We start from the raw sequence: 18,865 nt of genomic DNA, 5'->3' as shown, positions 1-18,865 counted from the left end.
CCAACGGCTCAGCCCGCTGCGGCGAGCACCCGGTCCAGGAACGGATTGCGCAGCTTCCCCTCGGGGTCGAAACGCCGCGCGAGCTCCGCGAAGTCGCCCAGGCGCGGCCAGACCGACCGGAGCATGTCGGCGTCGAGTCGCGTGAGCTTGCCCCAGTGCGGGCGCGCGCCCCACGGCTCGAGGGCCTTCTCGAGCTTCGCCACGACGGTCTCGACCTCGGCCTGGCGCTGGTGCCACGTGAAGTGCAGGCCGATCGCGTCGTGGCCGGAGGCAGGGCTCAGCCAGAGGTCGTCGGCGCGCATCGAGCGGATCTCCATCACCTGCACGAGCGGCGCGACCTCGTCGGCGAGCGCGCGGACGGCCTCGATCGCCCCCACCGCGTGCGTGCGCGGCACGAGGAGCTCCGACTGCAGCTCGGCGCCGTTCGACGGCGTGTGGCTGAGCTTGAAGTGCGCGAGCCGGTCGAGCCACGCGCCGCGCTCGCCGAGCTGAGGCGTGGTCGCCTCGGGGGTGACGCCGGCGAGCATGTGCACCTGCTCGGTCGCCTCGGCGATGTCGCCCGGCAGCCGCGGTGCCTCATCGCCGCGCGCCTTCGTCCAGACCTGGTCGATGACGTCGGGGTCGTCCCAGCGGTGGAAGAGGCTGACGCTGTACGCCGAGGCCATGAGCACGTCGAACTCCGCGAGCGCGACCTCGAGCGGCAGCCGCTCGTACACGCGCTGGCGGATGGCGAAGGTCGGCTCGATGTCGAGGGTCACCTCGGTGACGATGCCGAGCGCGCCGAGCGAGACCACGGCCCCGTCGAAGTCGCGGTCGCCGCGGCGCAGGGTGACGACATCGCCCGTCGGCGTGACGAGCTCGAGGGCCGCGACCGCGGACGAGAGCGTCCCGACCGTGTCGCCCGATCCGTGCGTTCCGGTCGCGATCGCGCCCGCGATCGAGATGTGCGGCAGCGATGCGAGGTTCGCGAGCGCCCATCCCTCGGCCTCGAGCGCGGGCGCGAGCTCGCCGTAGCGCATGCCCGCGCCGACCGTGACGGTGCGGGCGCCTGGGTCGATGCGCGGCGCGGCCGTGAGCCGCGCCGTCGACAGGAGCGTGTCGTCGGTGTCGGCGATGAGGTTGAACGAGTGCCCCGACCCCAGCGCGCGCACGCGGCCGGCCGAGGCCAGCACCGCGCGGACCTCGTCGACGCTCGACGGCGTCTCGACCCGCTGCGCGCCGAAGCGCACGTTCCCCGCCCAGTTGGCCTGCGCCATCCTCGTCTCCTTCATCGCCGTTGATTTGTTGCCACTATAGCGTTATTGAGGGCGGGGCGCATCCGCGCCCCGCCCTCCCGACCGTAGCGCGGCTCAGCGCAGCGCGATGGCCGACCACGACACGGGCTCGAGCCGCACCCGCAGCGTGCCGCCGTCGAGCCGGGCGTCGAGGGGCTTGAGCCCCACCCGCTCCTGGTCGTCGATCGTGTTCTTCGCGTACACGTCGTCATCCCACAGCGTGACGGCCTCCGCCACCGCCGCGCGCCCCAGACCCGAGACGTCGATCGTCACGTCGACGGCCTCGCGCGAGCGGTTCACGAGGAACACCGCCGAGCCCTCGTCGCCGTCGGTCGCGACCGCGTCGACCGCCGATGCCTCTCCGTACTTCTTCGAGGTGACCGTCCCGGCCTCGACGCGCGGCTTGAGCACGCGGCCCTGCGCGAGGCGCGAGGTGACCGAGAACGGGAAGAACGTCGTCTGGCGCCACGCGTCGCCGCCCGGCTCGGTCATGATCGGCGCGATCACGTTGACGAGCTGCGCGAGCGAGGCCGAGCGCACGCGGTCGTGGTGCTCGAGCAGCGTCATCAGCAGGCTGCCGAAGACGACCGCGTCCGCGACCGAGTACACGTCCTCGAGCTGGCGCGGAGCGATCGGCCAGGTCTCGTTGACCTCGTCGGACTCCTGGTGCTCCTTGAGGTACCAGATGTTCCACTCGTCGAACGACAGCATGATCTTCTTGTCGGTCTTGCGCCGATGCCCCACCGCGTCGGCCGTCGTCACGACCGTCTCGATGAAGTAGCGCATGTCGAGGGCAGACGCGAGGAAGGAGTCGAGGTCGCCGTCGAACTCCTGGTAGTAGGCGTGGCACGAGACGAAGTCGACGTAGTCGTACGCGTGCTCGAGGACGGTGCGCTCCCACTCCCCGAAGGTCGGCATCGACGATCCCGACGACCCGCACACGACGAGCTCGAGGTCTTTCTGCGCGGCCTTCATCGCCTGCGCGGTGCGCGCAGCGAGCTTGCCGTAGTCGTCGGCCGTCATGTAGCCGGTCTGCCAGGGGCCGTCCATCTCGTTGCCGAGGCACCACATCCGGATGTCCCACGGCTCGGGGTAGCCGTGCGCGGCGCGCAGGTCGCTGAGCGCGGTGCCCGACGGGTGGTTGGCGTATTCGAGCAGGTCGAGCGCCTCGAGGATGCCGCGCGTGCCGAGGTTCACCGCGAGCATGAGCTCGCTGCCGATCTCCTGGAGCCACGAGGCGAACTCGTTCAGGCCGATCTGGTTCGTCTCAAGCGCGTGCCAGGCGAGGTCGCGGCGGACGGGGCGGCTCTCCCGCGGCCCGACGCCGTCCTCCCACCGGTAGCCCGACACGAAGTTGCCGCCCGGATAGCGGATGGTCGTCGCGCCGAGCTCCTTCACGAGGGCGGTGACGTCCTTCCGGAAGCCGTTCTCATCGGCCTGCGGATGGCCGGGCTCGTAGATGCCGTCGTAGACGCAGCGACCGAGGTGCTCGACGAACGAGCCGAAGATGCGGCGGTCGATCGGTGCGACGACGGCCTCGGGGTCGATGCGAATGCTCGCGGTGGACATGCGTACCTCTCGGTTTCTCTCTCAGGGGGTGGCCGGTGCCGGCCATGATGTCACGCGGTCGCGCGGTCGACGGCGGGGCCGATGAGGGCCGCGTGGACGAGGAGCGGCGCGCTCGCTCCGAAGAGGAGCGCGATGGGCGGTGCGGTCAGGAGCGCCGCGGCGACGGCGCCGAGCGCGGCGAGGACGACGAGGGCCCGGCCCGGGGTCAGCCAGGGCGCCACGACCGCGAACCGCAGGACGGTGCGGGTCGTCGCCTGCGGCGCACGGGCCAGGGCGACGACGGCGTACGCCGCCGACACGGCGGAGACGGCGCCCACGATCGTGACGGCCGCGAGGGCGGCCGACGCGACGCCCGCCGGCAGCGACGACGACACGGCGACGTCGAGCGCGATGACGAGCCACGCGACCTGGAACCCGGCGCCGACGAGGTTCGCGCGCCCGAACGCCTCGCGATAGGCCGCGACGAACGCGCGGACCGACGCGGATGGCGCCTCGAGCGCGCGCACGGCGGCGACGGATGCCGGGAAGACGCCGAGCACGACGAGGCCGGCGAGCGCGCCCCCGAACCACAGCCCCTGCACGAGCAGCAGCCGCGAGACGTGGCCGAGCACGTCCATGACGCGCCCCGACCATCCGATCGCCTCCTCGCCTGCCGCGCCCCGGACATCCGTCGTCGCCACGATCAGCCCTTCGATCCCGTGAGGGCGATCGACTCGATGATCTGCTTCTGGAAGATCACGAAGACCGCGAGGACCGGCACGAGCGCGATGCACGACGCCGCCATGATGAGCGGATAGTCGGTCTGGCTCGCGTACGTCGCGTTGAAGCGCGCGATCACGAGCTGCAGGGTCTGCACCTCGGGCGAGTTGAGGTAGATGATCGGCGCGAGGTAGTCGTTCCACACGGCCATGAACCACAGGATGAACTGCGCCGCGATCGCCGGGCGGATGATCGGGAAGATCAGGCGCCAGAAGATCGTGAAGTGGCTCGCGCCGTCGATCACGGCCGCCTCGATGATCGAGTCGGGCACCGTGTCGAGGTACTGGCGCAGGAAGAACACCATGACGATGTTCCCGAAGATCCCGGGCAGGATGAGCGGCCAGAGGGTGTCGACGAGGCCCGCGCGGGCGAACATCTGGAACTGCGGGATCATGAGCGTCGGGAACGGGATCATGATCGCCGCGAGCAGCGACAGGAACAGCGCTCCCTTGCCGGGCAGGCGCATCTTGGCGAACGCGTAGGCCGCGAGCGCCGACGCGGCACCGCCGATGAGCGTCACGCTCACGGCGACGATCGCGCTGTTGGCGATGCCCGTGAGGAGCGGCCCGGCCGTCCACACGCGCACGTAGTTGTCCCACTGCACGGGGTCGGGGATCCACTGCGGCGGCAGGAAGAACACGGCCTCGCGGGTCTTGAGCGAGGTCGTGAGCATCCACAGGAGCGGAGCGACCATCGTGATGCCGCCGAGCGACAGGATGATCGCGACGATCACGTTGCCGAGGCGGGAGCGGCGCGTGCGGCTGCCCTCGGGGCGGCGGCCGCCCTTCTGCGGCTGCACGAGCGCGCGCGTCGACAGGCTCTGCGTCGTGGTCGGGGTGGGGGTCTGGAGAGCGGTCATCGTCGGCCTCACTCGATCGAGAACGTGCTGCGCCGGTTGAGCGCGAACTGGATGGCCGTGACGACGAACACGAGGATGCCGAGGACGATCGACATCGCCGTCGCGTAGCCCATGTTGAGGTACTCGAACGCCTGGCGCCAGATGTACCAGACGATCGTGGCCGTGGAGAACTCCGGGCCTCCCGTCGGGGTCATGATGTTGATCTCGACGAAGATCTGCGCTCCGCCGATGATGTTGGTCACGACGAGGAAGAAGGTCACGGGCCGCAGCATCGGCACGGTGATCGCGCGGAACTGCTGGAACGCCGACGCCCCGTCGAGGCTCGCCGCCTCGTACAGCTGCCGGGGAACGGACTGCAGCGCCGCGAGGTAGAGGAGCATCGAGTAGCCGAGGCCCTTCCACACGGTCATGAGGATGATCGCGGGCTTCGCGGTCGCGGCATCCTGCAGCCAGTTCGGCCCGTCGATGCCGACGTACGCGAGCGCCTGGTTCACGAGACCGAAGTCGCCGTTGTACGCCCACTGCCAGAGGATGGCGATGGCCGCGATCGAGGAGATGACCGGGATGTAGTAGATCGTCCGGAAGAACGTCGTGCCGCGCATCTTGCGGTTCATCGCGAGCGCGAGCAGGAGCGACAGGATGAGCCCGAGCGGGATGCCGAGCATGAGGAAGACGGTGTTGCCGAGCGACTTCCAGAAGTACTCGTCGCCGAGCATGCGCACGTAGTTGGCGATCCCGTTGGGCGCGGGGGCCGTGATGCCGTTCCAGTTCGTGAACGACGTCGCCGCGGCGAACACGAGCGGGTACGCGACGAACGCGAGGAACCCGATCACGGGGATCGCCACGAAGAGCGCGGCCGCCCGGTGCTCGCGCCGATGCAGCGCGCTGCGCCGGCGGGTCGCCCTGGGCGGGGCGACGGCGGAGGTGGTGGTCATCGTCGAGCTCCTTCGTTCGACAGGGAGAGGGAGGGCAGGGGCAGCGGCGCCGCGATCATCCGCCGGTCCTCGCCATCTCGGACTGGTCGTTGGCCATGTCGAGGAACTCCTGCATCCTCGGCTGCGCCTGCGCGAGGTACTCCTCGGCCGTGACCTTGCCGTCGATGACCGGCTGGATGTTCGTGAAGAGCTCGTCGTACCACTGCGCGTTGTACGTGTAGGTGGCGGGCAGCGCGCGGCCGTAGTCCTGCAGGACCTGGAAGAACTCCTCCTTGTTGGCCGGCATGGTGGAGTCGTCGGCCGCGTACTCCTCGGCCATGTCGATGAGGTTGGGGATCTGCACGCCCGCGTCGACGAGCGCCTGCTGCGTCTCGCGGTCCGCCGACAGGTACGCGGCCAGGTCGACGGCCGCCTCGGTGTTCGCGGTCGAGGCCGACACGGCGATGCCCAGGGTGCCGATCCAGGACGCGGTCTCCCCCGTCTCGCCGACCGGCCACGGGATGAGGTCCCACTCGAAGGGGAGGTCCTTGTAGATCGGGACGTCCCACGGGCCGACGGGGAAGAACCCGATCTCGCCCTGCATCCAGCGCTGGTAGGTGTCGAGCGTCTGCGCCTCGGCGACCGAGGGCGTCACGGCGTGGACGTTCTGCAGGTCCGCGAAGAACTGCAGCGCCTCGGCGAACTCGGGGGTGTCGACCGTGACGCTCTCGGCGTCCTCGTCGATCCAGTCGGCGCCGTTCGACCACGCGAACGACTGCAGGTTCCAGACCACGTTGAGGCCCGTGCCCCACTGGTCGAGCTCGCCGTCGCCGTCGGTGTCCTTCGTGATCGCCTTGAGGACCTCGACCCACTCCTCCCACGTGTACGGGTCGTCGGGGTCGGGCCGCTCGACGCCCGCGGCGTCGAGCATCGTCGCGTTGTAGCCGAACGAGAACGGGCCGACGTCCTTGGGGAGCGCGTAGAGCGGCCCCTGCCCGAGCTTCTCGCCGTCGTAGCGGTACGAGTCGATGCCGTAATCCCACATGTTGTCGAGGTCGATCGCGTCGGACGCCTCGACGTACTCCGTGATGTCCTGGATCACCCCCGCGTTCACGTAGGACTCGACGCTGCCCGGATCGATGTAGAACACGTCGGGCACCTGGCCGCCGACGATCGCCGCACGGAGCTTCGTCGCGTACTCGTCGGCCGTCGTCATGATGATCTCGACGTCGATGCCGGTGTCGGCCTCGTACTGCTCGATGGCGGCGGTGTACGCCTCCTCCTCGGCGGGTCCGCCGCGGAACATGAACGTCAGGGTGTCCTCGTCCTGCGCAGCGGCGCAGCCGCCGAGCACCGGCGCGGCGATCGCCAGCACGGCGGTCATCCCCGCGATCGCGATCTTCCTCGCCATCGCGACCTCCTTCTTCTCAGGCGGCGACAGCGCCGCTCGAAACGCTCTTCTCCGAGCCTGGTTTCCAACGTTGTAAAGCCAACGTTGTAAAGATAGACCGCCGACCCCACGACGTCAAGACGACGCGGCGCCGTCAGGCAGCGGGGGCGTCGGCGCGCCGGGTCGACTCGCGCTCGACGATCCGGAACGGCGTCGTGTAGCGGCGCGGAGCCGCTGCAGCGCCGCCCGAGCGGCGCTCCTCGATGCGCGACAGCAGCACCCGCACCGCCTGCTGGGCGATCTGGAGGCGCCCGGGGTCGACGGTCGAGAGGGAGGGCGCCGTGTACCGGGTCTCGTCGAGGTCGTCGAAGCCGATGATCTTGACCTCGTCGGGCACGCGGCGCCCCTCGTCCTGCAGGGCGCGGAGCGCGCCGAACGCGAGCGTGTCGTTCATGCCGAAGACGCCGTCGACGGCGACGCCGCGCGCGAGGACCTCGTGCATCGCCTGCGCGCCGTCCAGGCGGTGCCAGAGGCCGACGTAGCCGACGAGGCTCTCGTCGTAGGGCAGGCCGGCCGCCTCGAGCGCCTCGCGGTATCCGCGCAGGCGCAGGGCCGCGGAGCCCTGGTCCTCGCCGAGGTGCGCGCCGATGGCGGCGATCCGCCGGCATCCGGCCGCGATGAGGTGCTCGGTGGCCGCGCGCGCGGCGACCACGTTGTCCATGACGACGTGGTCGCAGGGCGGATCGAAGATGCGCTCGCCGAGGATGACGAGCGGGTAGTCGACCTCGAGGCGCGCGACGTCGTCCTGGCTCATCGCCAGCGGGCTGAAGATGAGCCCGTCGGTCAGCTGGAGGCTCGGGCTGCGCAGCACGTCGTACTCGGCGTCGAGCTCGGCGCCGGTCTGCTCGATGAGCACCGTGACCCCGTGCTCCTTCGCCTCCGAGATCACGGCTCCCGCGAGCTCGGCGAAGTACGGCAGGGCGAGCTCCGGCAGCGCGAGGCCGATGACGCCGCTGCGCCCGATCCGCAGGCTGCGCGCGGAGATGTTCGGCTGGTAGCCGGTCTGCTCGATCGCCGCGAGCACGGCCGTCCGCGTCGACTCCTTGACGTGCTTGTAGCCGCGCACGACGTTGGAGACCGTCTTGATCGAGACGCCGGCGAGCTCCGCGACATCACGCAGGGTGGCGGCCATGGCGCCCCTCCTCCCCCGCGCCGCTCACAGCGCCTCCGCGAGCGCGGATCCGGCCGCGCGCAGGTGTGTCGCGGGGTCGGCGATCGCCGCCTCGGATGACCCCGCGAGCTCGGTGAGCGAGAGGGCGCGCCAGAGCCCCGACGTGTCGGCGGCGATGCGCCCGGCCACGATCGCGACGCGTGCGCCCGCGGCCTCGGCGAGAGCCGAGACGTGCGCGGGCGCCTTGCCCGAGGCGGACTGGCCGTCGTACGAGCCCTCGCCCGTCACGACGAGATCGGCGCCGGCGATCGCGTCGCCGAGGCCGGTGAGCTCCGCCACGCGCTCCGCTCCCGGGACGATCTCGGCGCCCCACACGAGCAGCCCGTAGCCCGCGCCGCCCGCGGCACCCGCGCCGGCCTCCTCGGGGTCGGCGACGCGCGCGAGCGAGCCGGCGACGGTGTCGCCGCTCACGCCGCGCAGCACATCCACGAGGCGCGCGAGGCCCGCGTCAGCGCGCGCGACGCCCTCCTCGTCGAGGCCCTTCTGCGGGCCGAACACGGCCGCCGCGCCCCGGCCGCCGAGCAGCGGGTTCGTGACGTCGCAGAGCACCTGGACCCCGCCCTCCGGCAGCGGGCGCAGCCGAGAGAGGTCGACCTTCGCGACGTCGTCGAGGCCCGATGCCCCGGGCGCGATCGACGTGTCGAACGCGTCCGTGAAGCGCGCGCCGAGTGCGGTGAGCAGGCCCGTTCCGCCGTCGGTCGACGCGCTCGAGCCGATGCCGAGGACGAGCTGCGAGACGCCGGCGTCCAGGGCGGCCGCGATCGCCTGCCCGAAGCCGAGCGTCGACGCCTCCCACGGACGACGCGCGTCGCCCAGCAGCTCGATGCCCGAGGTCGATGCGAGCTCGACGACGCCGATGCCGCCCGGGGCGGCGTCGGTCGCGGGCAGCCGCAGCCACGACGCGTCGACGGCGAACCCCGACGGCCCGGTCACGCGGATGGGCACGCGCACGGCTCCGGGGACGGCCTCCGCGAACGCGGCGAGGGTGCCCTCGCCGCCGTCGGCCATCGGCCGCGCGACGATCTCGTCGTCGGGGCGCACCGCTGTCCATCCCGCGGCGAGCGCCGCGGCGACATCGGCCGCCGCGATCGTGCCCTTGAAGCTGTCCGGTGCGATGACGATGCGAGCCATGCCCCCATCCTCCCGCATCCGCGGAGCGCGCACGGACCGCGGCCATCCGCCGTCGCGCGGTCAGCGCATGGTCGCGCGCAGCCGCGCCTTCTCGGCCTCGACGTCGAAGTCGGCGGCCGGCCACTGCGGGTCGATCTGCTCGAGCGTCTCGAGGAGGAGCTCCTGAACGGCGAGCCGCGCATACCACTTGCGGTTCGCCGGGACGACGTACCACGGGGCCTCGGGGGTCGAGGTGCGGTCGAAGACCGTCTGATACGCCTCCTGGTAGGCGGGCCACTGCGCGCGCTCGTCGACGTCGCCGGGGTTGTACTTCCAGTGCTTGTCCGGGCGCTCGAGGCGCTCCATGAGCCGCTCGCCCTGCTCGTCGTAGGAGATGTGCAGCATGACCTTCACGATGCGCGTGCCCTGCTCGACGAGGCGCTTCTCGAACGCGTTGATCGCGTCGTAGCGCCGCTCGATCTCGTCCGCCGGCGCGAGGGCGCGGACCCTCCCGATGAGCACGTCCTCGTAGTGCGAGCGGTCGAAGACCCCGATGAAGCCCGGGCGCGGCACGCGCTGCTCGATGCGCCAGAGGAAGTCGTGCTCGAGCTCCTCGGGTGACGGCGCCTTGAAGGCGACGAGCTCGATCCCCTGCGGATCCACGCCGCCGACGACGTGGCGCACGATGCCGCCCTTGCCCGCCGAGTCCATCGCCTGCAGGACGAGCAGCACGCTGTCGCGGCCGTCGCCGCCGTGGCTCTCGGCGTAGAGGCGCTCCTGGTACTCGGCCAGCTGCGTCAGACCGGAGGCGAGGTCGACAGCGCCGTCCTTCTTGTCGCCCGCGTAGCCCGGGGTCGCGTCCGGATCGAGATCGGCCAGGCGGAACCCCGCCGGGGCTCGGAGCGCGGTCAGCGCGTCCTCGGTCCACTTCACCTGGCTCTTCGCGATCATGGTCCCCATCCTGCCGCGCACGGTCGCCGCGGCGCCAGGGCGGGTCAGCGCGCGAGCGGGACCTCGATGATCCGGCGGCGGCCGACGGTCGAGGTGAGCGCCTGGTCGAGCGCGCCGCGCGTCGTGACGCGGTGGTGCTCCCACCCGTACGCCGCGGCGAGCTGCTCGATGCGGGCGGACTGCGGCGTGTAGAGCACACGCGTCATGTCCTCGTCGGAGGCCGTCGCCGCGACCTCGAGCCCGTCGAAGATCGTTCCGCCGCGGTCGTTGCCGACGATCACCTGCACACGCGGCTCGTCCTCGAAATCGGGCAGGAGGAGCGCGCCGGCGTCGTGGAGGAAGGCGAGGTCGCCGAGCAGGACGCGGGTGACGCCCGGCCGGTCCGGGCCCTGGCTCGCGAGCGCGACGCCCATCGCCGTGGCGACCGTGCCGTCGATGCCGGCGAGCCCGCGGTTCGCGTGCACAGGCACCTTCTTGCCCGGCAGCAGCGCGTCGGCGACCCGCACGAGCCGTGACGACCCGAAGACGAGCCGGTCGTGCGGCCAGGTCGCCGCCCAAACTGCCGACACGAGCTGCGCACGGTCGAGGGGCCGCCGCACGGCGTCGAGCTCGGCGCGCACGGCGTCGAGGCGCTCGTGCGGATCCGCCGAGCGCAGCCCGGGCAGGTCGGGCGCGGGCGCGTCGAGGTCGGCGGCATGCGCGTGCGAGAAGCGCATCCACGCGCCCAGCCACGCGTCGTCGACGGGTCCGTCCTCGACCGCGACGGCGTCGGCGGGGCGCGTGCGGCCGTTGAGGTTCAGCTCCTCGCCCCCACGGCGGACGGCCACGACGTCGACCGCGGGGTCGGACAGGAGCGCGGCGACCTCGCGGCTCAGGGTCGGATGGCCGAGCACGACCGCCCGCTCGACGCGGCCGCCCAGCTCGGGGTCGCGCAGCGCAGCGCGGTAGCCGTGGATGATCCGCCGACCGAACCGCGCGCCGCTCACGATCTCCGCGACGAGCGGCCAGCCCGCCTCGTGCGCGAGCTGCTCGGCGTCAGCGCCCGCGCCCTCGCCCGCGACGACGACCGTCCGCGGGCCGCGCGGCAGGATCGTCGTCGTGCGCGCGCGTGCGCTCGGGGGGACGTCTGCCGACAGCCCCGGCTCCCCGTCCGGCTCCGGGATGGCGCCCGCGAGCGGCTCGCGGTACGGCAGGTTCAGGTGAACAGGGCCCGGCACGGCGTCTCCCGCCCGCCCCGTCGCGTGCGCGAGCGCGAGCGCCGCGAGCCGCGCCATCCGCTCGCCCTCGCCATCCGCGCCCGTCGGCGTCTCGGCATCCGTCGCGAACCGCGCGAGCGCGTCGAAGAGGCCCGGCTGCCGCGTGGTCTGGTTCGCGCCGACGCCGCGCAGCTCGGGCGGCCGATCCGCGGTGAGGAGGAGCAGGGGCACGCCCGAGTGGTGCGCCTCGAGGGCGGCCGGGAGGAGGTTCGCGACCGCCGTCCCCGACGTGCAGACGACCGCAGCCGGCACGCCGAGCTCGCGGCCGATGCCGAGCGCCGTGAACCCCGCGACCCGCTCGTCGATGCGGACGTGCAGGCGGATGCGCCCCTCGCGCTCGAGACGCGCCGCGGCGAGCGCGAGCGCCTGCGACCGCGACCCCGGGCTCAGGACGACGTGCGAGACCCCGCCGCGGACGAGCTCGTCGAGCAGCCGCCACGCGGCCGCGGAGGCCGGGGAGGCGATGGCGTCCGGCATGTCAGCGGAGGCGTCCGTCGCCGTCGGGATCGTCGCGCTTGTCGTCGCGGGTCGGGTCGTCCTCGGCGTCAAGCCGGGCGAGTTCCTCCTCGAGCTGGCGGATGCGCTCGTCCTGGTCGGGGATCGGCCGCACGGTGCCGAGGAAGGTCGGGTCGTCGTCCGGCGCGATCGGGCGCTGGCGCTGCGCGTCGGGGCGTGTGCGCCCGATGACGAACCAGAGGATCCCGCCGATGACGGGGATGAGGACGACGATGGCGATCCATGCGCGCTTCGAGACGCCGCGGTGACGCGACGGCGGCTGCACCGAGCAGTCGACGATGCTGAACACCCAGAACACAGCAGCGGCGACCGCCAGGACGATGAGAGCGCGGGCCATCCTCACATCCTAGGCGGGGGAACCGGGAGCGGCCCGGGTGCCCCGGATTCCCTCAGACGACGCTCCGTAGGATGTCAGCGTGAAGATCCGGTCTGTCGTCGTCTACTCGGTGCTGCGTCTGCTCGCGTTCCTCGTGCCGTTCGGCGTGCTGATGATCTTCCCCGTCTTCCAGCAGCTGTGGTGGCTCGCGGCGATCTTCGCGGCGCTCATCGGGCTGAGCCTGTCGATCCTCCTCCTGCGTCGCCCGCTCGACGACGTCTCGACGGGGCTGTACGCGTCGCGTCAGCAGAAGCAGTCGCGCCGCCGCTCCGCCGCCGAGCTCGACGCCGAGGCCGAGGACTCCGCCACCGGCGCGTGACGCGCCCCGCGGCGTCCCGCGGGTGCATGTCTCGCTCCAGGCCGTGCGTGTCTCACGCTCTGCCGTGCATGTCTCACGCCAGGCGGTGCGTGTCTCACTGCCGGCGAGAACGGCCCGGTCTAAGCCGCAGCGAGTGAGACATGCAGAGTGGGAGTCTCCCTCCCGGCGGTGCGTGTCTCACGCTCTGCCGGAATGGCCCGGTCTAAGCCGCGGCGAGTGAGACATGCGGATGGGCTCAGCCGACGAAGGCCCAGGCGAGGAAGACGCCGTACGCGAGCGACCCGAGCGACGTGAGGGCGAGCGCGAGGATGAGCTCGCGCGCGGTCTGATACGTCCACACGATGAGGATGGCCGGTCCGACCGCCAGGAGCGCGAGCAGCGCGAGCCACGCGATCGGATAGAAGAACGCGAGGTACACGGCGATCGCGAACGCGAGCGCGACGAGCGCCGTGAAGAGCGCCTGCGTCGCGCGCTTGCCGATGAGCACCGTGAGCGTCCGCTTGCCGGCCGCTCGGTCCTGGTCGATGTCGCGGAGGTTGTTCGCGAGGAGCACCGCGCACGCGAGGAAGCCCGCTGCCACGGCGCCGAACCACGCCTCCTGCGGGAGGGCGAGCGCCTGCACCCACGTCGTCCCGAGCGTCGCGACGAGCCCGAAGAACACGAACACGAACACCTCGCCGAGAGCGTTGTAGCCGTAGGGGCGCTTGCCGCCCGTGTAGAACCAGGCGGCGACGATGCAGACCGCGCCGACCGCGAGCATCCACCACTGCTGCGTGCGGATGACGATGGCGAGCCCGGCCACCGCGGCGATCCCGAAGAAGACGAGGGCGACGACGAGCACCGACTTCGCGGACACGCGTCGCGACGCGGTGAGCCGTGCCGGGCCGACGCGGTGGTCATCCGTGCCGCGGACGCCGTCGGAGTAGTCGTTGGCGAAGTTCACGCCGATCTGCAGCGCGACCGCGACGACGAGACACGCGAGCGCGATGACCCAGTGGAAGAGGTCGCCGACGAGCACGGCGGCGCCCGTTCCGATGACGACCGGGGTGATCGCGAGCGGCAGCGTGCGCAGTCGCGCCGCGCCGATCCAGTCTCCGAGCGTGACGGGCTTCGGCGGAGGGGCGACGACGCTGCCGCGCTTCGCCGGGTTGCCGCTGACGTTCTTCCTGCGGTTCTTCGCCTGTGCCACGGCTTCCGATCCTACGACGCAGGCTCGCCCTGACCGCGCACGAGGCTCCGGATGGCCTGACGGTCGGGCTTGCCGGAGGCGAGCCGCGGCAGCGCGTCGACGAGGACGAGGCGCGAGGGCCTGGCCGGCTTCCCGACGGCCGCTGCGACGGCCGCGCGCACGACGTCGAGCGACGGCGCGTCCTCCGCTCTGCGCGTCGCGACGACGACGGGCGTCTCTCCCCAGCGCTCGTCGGGCGCGCCGACGACGACCGCGTCGGCGAGACCGGGCAGCTCGCGGACGGCGCGCTCGACACGGTCGAGCGAGACGTTCACGCCGCCGGAGACGATGACGTTGTCGATCCGGCCCGTGACCGACACCGCGCCATCCGCGACCGCTCCCGCGTCGCCCGTCCGGTACCAGCGGATGCCGTCGCCATCCGTCGCGAAGGTGCGCGCCGTGAGCTCGGCGTCGAGGTAGCCGTCGGCGAGCACGGGGCCCGCGATCCGCAGCTCGCCGCCGACCTCGGCGACGCGGACGCCGTCGAGCGGCACGCCGTCGTACACGCAGCCGCCGCTCGTCTCGGTCGAGCCGTAGGTGCGGACGATCCGCGCACCGAGCTCGGCCGCGCGCTCGCGCAGGGCGACCGGCAGGGCCTGCCCGCCGACGAGGATGGCCTCGAACGACGCGAGCGCGCGCTGCACCTCGGCGCTCTCGGCCGCGGCATCGACGAGGGTCTGCAGCTGCGCGGGCACGAGGGATGTGTAGGTCGGCACGCGCTCGCCGCCACGCGACGATCGCATGCCCGAGACGACATGCGCGAAGGCCCGCGCGGAGAACCGCCCGGACAGCACCGCAGGCTCGGTGCCCTCGACGAGCCCGCGCACGAGCACCTGGACGCCGGCGATGTACGTCGGCGCGAGGGGCAGGAGCCACTGCCCCGCGCCGATCCGCTCGCGCGTCGCGAGGGCGCTCGCGGTGAGCGCGTGCCGCGACAGGACGACGCTCTTGGGCACCCCTGTCGAGCCCGAGGTCGTGAGGACGACCGCGGTGCCCGCCGGGACATCCGCGGGCAGGCCATCCGCCGCCCCCACGGCGATCGCGGGGCCCGCCCCGAGCGCGCTGCGCAGAGCCCGCAGGAGGTCGCGCGGGTCGTCGCCCGCGAAGCGCTCGAGCTTCACCGCGCCATCCGGATCAGAAGTGCCACGGGAACGGCGCCCAGTCGGGATCCCGCTTCTCGAGGAACGCGTCGCGGCCCTCGACCGCCTCGTCGGTGCCGTAGGCGAGACGCGTCGCCTCGCCCGCGAAGAGCTGCTGCCCGACGAGGCCGTCGTCGACCGCGTTGAAGGCGTACTTCAGCATGCGGATGGCCGTGGGCGACTTCCCGAGGATGGTCCGGGCCATCGCGATCGCCTCGCGCTCGAGCTCCGCGTGCGGGACGACGCGGTTGACTGCGCCCATCTCGTACGCCCGCTGCGCCGAGTAGGTCTCGGCGAGGAAGAAGATCTCGCGCGCGAACTTCTGGCCGATCTGCCGCGCGAAGTACGCCGAGCCGTATCCCGCATCGAACGAGCCGACGTCGGCATCCGTCTGCTTGAACTTCGCGTCCTCCGACGCGATCGAGAGATCGCACACGACGTTGAGGGAGTGCCCGCCTCCTGCGGCCCAGCCGGGGACCACGGCGATGACGACCTTCGGCATGAAGCGGATGAGCCGCTGCACCTCGAGGATGTGAAGCCGCCCCGCGCGCGCGGAGTCCGTGACCGACGTCTCGTCCTCGGAGTACTTGTACCCGTCGCGGCCGCGGATGCGCTGATCCCCGCCCGAGCAGAACGCCCATCCGCCGTCCTTGGGGCTTGGGCCGTTGCCCGTGAGGAGCACGACGCCGATGCGCGGGTCGGTGCGCGCGAGGTCGAGAGCGCGGTAGAGCTCGTCAACCGTCGCCGGACGGAACGCGTTGCGCACCTCCGGCCGGTCGATCGCGATCCGCGCGATGCGGCCGTCCTTCGACACGTGCGCCGTGATGTCCCGGTAGTCCTCGGAGCCGGGCGCGGCGTCCCACTCGGCGGGGTCGAACAGGTCGGATACGAAGGCGTCGCTCACGTGGACCAGCCTATTCCGGGGCCCGGGGAGGCGGTTCGCCGCGTTTCGCGGCGAACGGGCTCGGGTTCGCCGCGTTTCGCGGCGAACCCGTCGCGCCTCAGCCGTTCTTCGCGTCGCGCCAGGCGAGCCAGCGCCGCACGAGGTCGAAGTCGAGCTCGGGGCCGCTGATCCCGAGCGTGAACAGGCGCACGCCGGCCGCGAAGAGCTCATCGGCCTTCGCCTCGTCGCGCCCCTTGAGTTCGTTCGAGACGACGAGCTGCGACAGGTCGCGCTCCTCCTTCTCACCCCAGCTCGCGAGCACATCGAGCTTGCGCGCGAGCTCCTCGCCCTCCGTGAAGCTGTGCCAGATGTCCGCGTGCCTCGCGACGAGGCGCAGCGTCTTCTGCTCGCCCTTGCCGCCGATGAGCACGGGGATCCGCCGCGTCGGTTCCGGGTTGAGCGCGTCCCAGCGGCGCTCGATCCGCTCCATCCCCGCGGCGAGGTCCTTCAGGCGCGTGCCCGGGGTGCCGAACTCGTAGCCGTACTCGTCGTAGTCGCGCTCGAACCATCCGGCTCCCGTGCCGAAGATGAAGCGCCCGGTCTCGCCGCCCTTCGCGGAGATGTGGTCGACGGTCCGGGCCATGTCGGCCTGGAGATCCGCGTTGCGGTACGAGTTGCAGTTCACGAGGCAGCCGAACTCGACGCGCTCGGTCTGCTCGGCCCACGCGGCGAGCATCGTCCAGGCCTCGAAGTGCGTGCCTTCGGGGTCGCCCGAGAGCGGGAAGAAGTGGTCCCAGTTGAAGAGGATGTCGACGCCCATGTCCTCGAGGAGGGAGACCGCGTCGCGGATCGTGGCGTAGGAGGAGTGCTGCGGCGCGATCTGGACGCCGAGTCGGACCGGGGTGTCGAGAAGAGGCATGTGGCCAGCCTATGGGCGCGCGGATGGTGCGGGCTCGGACGGCAGGCCGCTCACGGGAGCTTGGCGCGCGCCTCTCTCCGGACGGACGCCGGGAGGCGCTCCCCCACCCGCTCCAGGAAGGCTTGCACCGCGTCGGGCGCGGCGGCCCCGGCGTGCTTGAGGGCGATGCCGACCGGCTTCGAGACGAGCGGATCGGGGTCGTCCGCGAGCAGCTCGGCGAGGCGGAGGAGGTCGTCGATGCCCGCAGGGTGCGGCGGTCGCGTGTACGCGAGCGGCGCGGTCATGGCCGTGCGCCGCCGGAGCGGGTCCGGCGACGCCGCGAGATCGAAGAGGATGTCACGCGGGCGCTCCCGCAGGAATCCTCCGACGACGCGCGGCGCCGCGCGGTCGACCATGTCCCACGAGTCGATGCGATCATGCCGGTCGAGGTAGAGGCGGAAGCATGACGCCCGGTCGGCGTCGGCCATGCGCGGAGATCGGACGGCGAAGTCCAGGACGCAGAAGGCCGCCAGGCGCGCCTCGTAGGGATCCTCGTCGAGCAGCCGGCCGATCTCATCGAGCGGCAGCGCGGCGAAGGCCTTCGCGATGTCGAAGACCGTGCCCATCCGCACGCCCATGACCCGGGCGTCGCCGCGGTAGTGGCGGTTCGGGTGCGCGAGAGGATCCGCCGCCGCCTCGAGCTCGGCGACGAGGGCATCGGCAGTCAGCGCCATGCGGGCATGGTACCGGTCGCCCGTGCACCGGAGGGGCGCACCGCCCGCCGGCGAGGCGCCCTTCTCAGTCAGCGCGCTGCGCGACGGGCCTTCACGAAGCCGTCGACGATCGACCACCCCGCGACGGCGATGATCACGATCCCGAGGACCGCCTTCGTGACCGGGAGCGCCGCGCCCGGCAGGAACGTCGCGGTGAACGCGGGGCTCAGCAGACCGTCCTGCACGAGCAGCACGAGGGCCGGCACCGCGAAGGCGAGAGCGGCGACCGCGTTCAGCGCGGCAAGCGCGCTCGTCCACCGCCCCTTCGCATACACCGCGATCGCGACGAGCGCCGACAGCACGAGGGTCGCGAACAGCCACGCGATCCCCCAGGGCCACAGTCGCTGGTCGAGCACGGGCATCCATCGCTCGGGCGTCCGCGCGAACCCGACCGCGCTGTCCCAGAGGATGGCCCCCGCGAGCGCGCCGAGCAGGACGAGCGACGCGATGAGGTCGCTGCGCCCCGTGCCGTCGCCGCCCGGCTCGGGCAGCTGATCGACGCTCCACCGCACGCCGGTGTCGGTGCCCGTACGCTCGAGGATCGCGAACACGAGCGTCGTCCAGAACGCGACATGGACCCCCACGGAGAGGCCGAGCGCGATCGACCCGCCGATCACCTCCCCGATGAGGTTCGCGCTCGCGTCCAAGCCGGCCGCACGCTTCGTGAGCACGAGGGCGATCGCATGGCCGACCATGGCGCACGGGATGACGATCCACAGCAGGAGCTTGAGGAGCCGCCACCACACGAGGTAGTAGCGCGGGCCGATGAGCTGCAGGGGCCGGTCGGCGTAGCGCGCCGCCAGCACGTCGGGGTCGCCGAGCTCGGTGAGCACGGCGCGCTCGGCGTCGACGAACGGCTGTCCCGCGTCGACGCGCGCGTCGATCGCGTCGGCGATCGATGCCTGGAGCTCATCGCGGACGTCGCCCTGGGCGGTGGGCGGGAGCGTGCGGATGGCGGCGGCGATGTACCGCTCGGTGTAGCCGGTCATGTCAGTCCTCCGAAGGATCGGTGAGGGAGGCGATGGAGGCGGTGAGCGCGCGCCACTCGCCGGTGAGGGTCTCGGCGAGGCGGATGCCCGCCGCCGACGTGCGGTAGAACTTGCGCGGCCGCGCCTCGTCGGTGTTCCACTCGCTCGTGAGGTGTCCCTGCTTCTCGAGGCGACGCAGCAGCGGGTACAGCGTGTTGGCGTCGGTCGCGAAGCCGTGGCGTTCGAGGTCTTCGAGCAGCCCGTACCCGTAGCCCGCGTCCCGCAGGAGCTGCAGGCACGCGAGCACGATCGTGCCGCGCCGGAGCTCCTGCAGGTGCGTCTCGAAGGCCTCGTTCTCGCTCATGCGCTTCACATTACTGTGCGACACACACTATTGCAATAGACACTACTGACCCGGGTCGCACACGCTGCGTCCGGCGGCGAGGGGCAGG

General features: G+C 72.0%; 19 protein-coding genes. 1 reads left to right on the top strand and 18 read right to left on the bottom strand.

Translation table 11 applies throughout. The annotated features are described in order from the left end of the window. Positions 1-8 precede the first annotated feature (8 nt). The 11 genes from PKE79_RS15355 to PKE79_RS15305 all read right to left on the bottom strand — a co-directional run bounded on the left by PKE79_RS15355 (position 9) and on the right by PKE79_RS15305 (position 12,166). Complete coding sequence (locus PKE79_RS15355; RefSeq protein WP_271174584.1) at positions 9-1,256, bottom strand: FAD-binding protein; 1,248 nt, start codon at positions 1,254-1,256, stop codon at positions 9-11. A gap of 93 nt (positions 1,257-1,349) precedes the next feature. Continuing rightward, positions 1,350-2,843: an arabinosylfuranosidase ArfA gene (gene arfA / locus PKE79_RS15350; protein WP_271174583.1), complete on the bottom strand. Its 1,494-nt coding sequence runs from the start codon at positions 2,841-2,843 to the stop codon at positions 1,350-1,352. Between the two features lie 50 nt (positions 2,844-2,893). Next, a complete protein-coding gene (locus PKE79_RS15345) occupies positions 2,894-3,523 on the bottom strand; it encodes a DUF624 domain-containing protein (RefSeq protein WP_271174582.1) in 630 nt (209 codons plus the stop codon). 2 nt (positions 3,524-3,525) lie between these two features. Further along, a complete protein-coding gene (locus tag PKE79_RS15340) occupies positions 3,526-4,461 on the bottom strand; it encodes a carbohydrate ABC transporter permease (RefSeq protein WP_271174581.1) in 936 nt (311 codons plus the stop codon). Positions 4,462-4,469: 8 nt separating this feature from the next. Next, positions 4,470-5,396, bottom strand: a complete 927-nt coding sequence (locus PKE79_RS15335; RefSeq protein ID WP_271174580.1) for a carbohydrate ABC transporter permease — start codon at positions 5,394-5,396, stop codon at positions 4,470-4,472. A gap of 55 nt (positions 5,397-5,451) precedes the next feature. Then, positions 5,452-6,786, bottom strand: coding sequence for an ABC transporter substrate-binding protein (locus PKE79_RS15330; RefSeq protein ID WP_271174579.1), 1,335 nt, complete (start codon positions 6,784-6,786; stop codon positions 5,452-5,454). 133 nt (positions 6,787-6,919) lie between these two features. Then, on the bottom strand, positions 6,920-7,957 hold the full coding sequence (locus PKE79_RS15325; protein WP_271174578.1) for a LacI family DNA-binding transcriptional regulator: 1,038 nt from the start codon (positions 7,955-7,957) through the stop codon (positions 6,920-6,922). A gap of 24 nt (positions 7,958-7,981) precedes the next feature. After that, complete coding sequence (locus PKE79_RS15320) at positions 7,982-9,127, bottom strand: glycerate kinase (RefSeq protein ID WP_271174577.1); 1,146 nt, start codon at positions 9,125-9,127, stop codon at positions 7,982-7,984. 60 nt (positions 9,128-9,187) lie between these two features. Then, on the bottom strand, positions 9,188-10,057 hold the full coding sequence (locus PKE79_RS15315; protein WP_271174576.1) for a polyphosphate kinase 2 family protein: 870 nt from the start codon (positions 10,055-10,057) through the stop codon (positions 9,188-9,190). Between the two features lie 44 nt (positions 10,058-10,101). Further along, on the bottom strand, positions 10,102-11,790 hold the full coding sequence (gene menD, locus PKE79_RS15310; protein ID WP_271174575.1) for a 2-succinyl-5-enolpyruvyl-6-hydroxy-3-cyclohexene-1-carboxylic-acid synthase: 1,689 nt from the start codon (positions 11,788-11,790) through the stop codon (positions 10,102-10,104). Position 11,791: 1 nt separating this feature from the next. Next, the gene (locus PKE79_RS15305) at positions 11,792-12,166 is read right to left on the bottom strand and encodes a PLD nuclease N-terminal domain-containing protein (RefSeq protein ID WP_271174574.1); all 375 of its coding nucleotides are present in this window, start codon (positions 12,164-12,166) and stop codon (positions 11,792-11,794) included. A 79-nt stretch (positions 12,167-12,245) separates the two neighbouring features. Here PKE79_RS15305 and PKE79_RS15300 point away from each other — a divergent pair, with 79 nt between their 5' ends. Continuing rightward, positions 12,246-12,524, top strand: a complete 279-nt coding sequence (locus tag PKE79_RS15300; RefSeq protein ID WP_271174573.1) for a DUF4229 domain-containing protein — start codon at positions 12,246-12,248, stop codon at positions 12,522-12,524. Between the two features lie 235 nt (positions 12,525-12,759). Here the strand turns inward: PKE79_RS15300 and PKE79_RS15295 are convergent, their stop codons facing one another. From PKE79_RS15295 to PKE79_RS15265, 7 genes are all read right to left on the bottom strand, one after another. After that, positions 12,760-13,713: a 1,4-dihydroxy-2-naphthoate polyprenyltransferase gene (locus PKE79_RS15295; RefSeq protein WP_271174572.1), complete on the bottom strand. Its 954-nt coding sequence runs from the start codon at positions 13,711-13,713 to the stop codon at positions 12,760-12,762. A gap of 11 nt (positions 13,714-13,724) precedes the next feature. After that, entirely contained in the window at positions 13,725-14,873 is a 1,149-nt protein-coding gene (locus PKE79_RS15290; protein WP_271174571.1) for an AMP-binding protein, read from the bottom strand. 13 nt (positions 14,874-14,886) lie between these two features. After that, positions 14,887-15,795, bottom strand: a complete 909-nt coding sequence (locus PKE79_RS15285) for a 1,4-dihydroxy-2-naphthoyl-CoA synthase (RefSeq protein WP_271174570.1) — start codon at positions 15,793-15,795, stop codon at positions 14,887-14,889. 97 nt (positions 15,796-15,892) lie between these two features. Beyond that, on the bottom strand, positions 15,893-16,693 hold the full coding sequence (locus PKE79_RS15280; RefSeq protein WP_271174569.1) for an LLM class F420-dependent oxidoreductase: 801 nt from the start codon (positions 16,691-16,693) through the stop codon (positions 15,893-15,895). A gap of 50 nt (positions 16,694-16,743) precedes the next feature. Continuing rightward, positions 16,744-17,406: a DNA alkylation repair protein gene (locus tag PKE79_RS15275; protein WP_271174568.1), complete on the bottom strand. Its 663-nt coding sequence runs from the start codon at positions 17,404-17,406 to the stop codon at positions 16,744-16,746. Positions 17,407-17,474: 68 nt separating this feature from the next. Then, positions 17,475-18,434, bottom strand: a complete 960-nt coding sequence (locus PKE79_RS15270; RefSeq protein ID WP_271174567.1) for a permease prefix domain 1-containing protein — start codon at positions 18,432-18,434, stop codon at positions 17,475-17,477. Between the two features lies 1 nt (position 18,435). Beyond that, the gene (locus PKE79_RS15265) at positions 18,436-18,777 is read right to left on the bottom strand and encodes a PadR family transcriptional regulator (protein ID WP_271174566.1); all 342 of its coding nucleotides are present in this window, start codon (positions 18,775-18,777) and stop codon (positions 18,436-18,438) included. Positions 18,778-18,865: the final 88 nt, after the last annotated feature.

The sequence above is a fragment of the Microbacterium barkeri genome, from assembly GCF_027921765.1.
Lineage (GTDB): Bacteria > Actinomycetota > Actinomycetes > Actinomycetales > Microbacteriaceae > Microbacterium > Microbacterium barkeri.
Note: the sequence above shows the minus strand (reverse complement) of the source record. Positions and strands in the feature narration are given on the sequence as shown.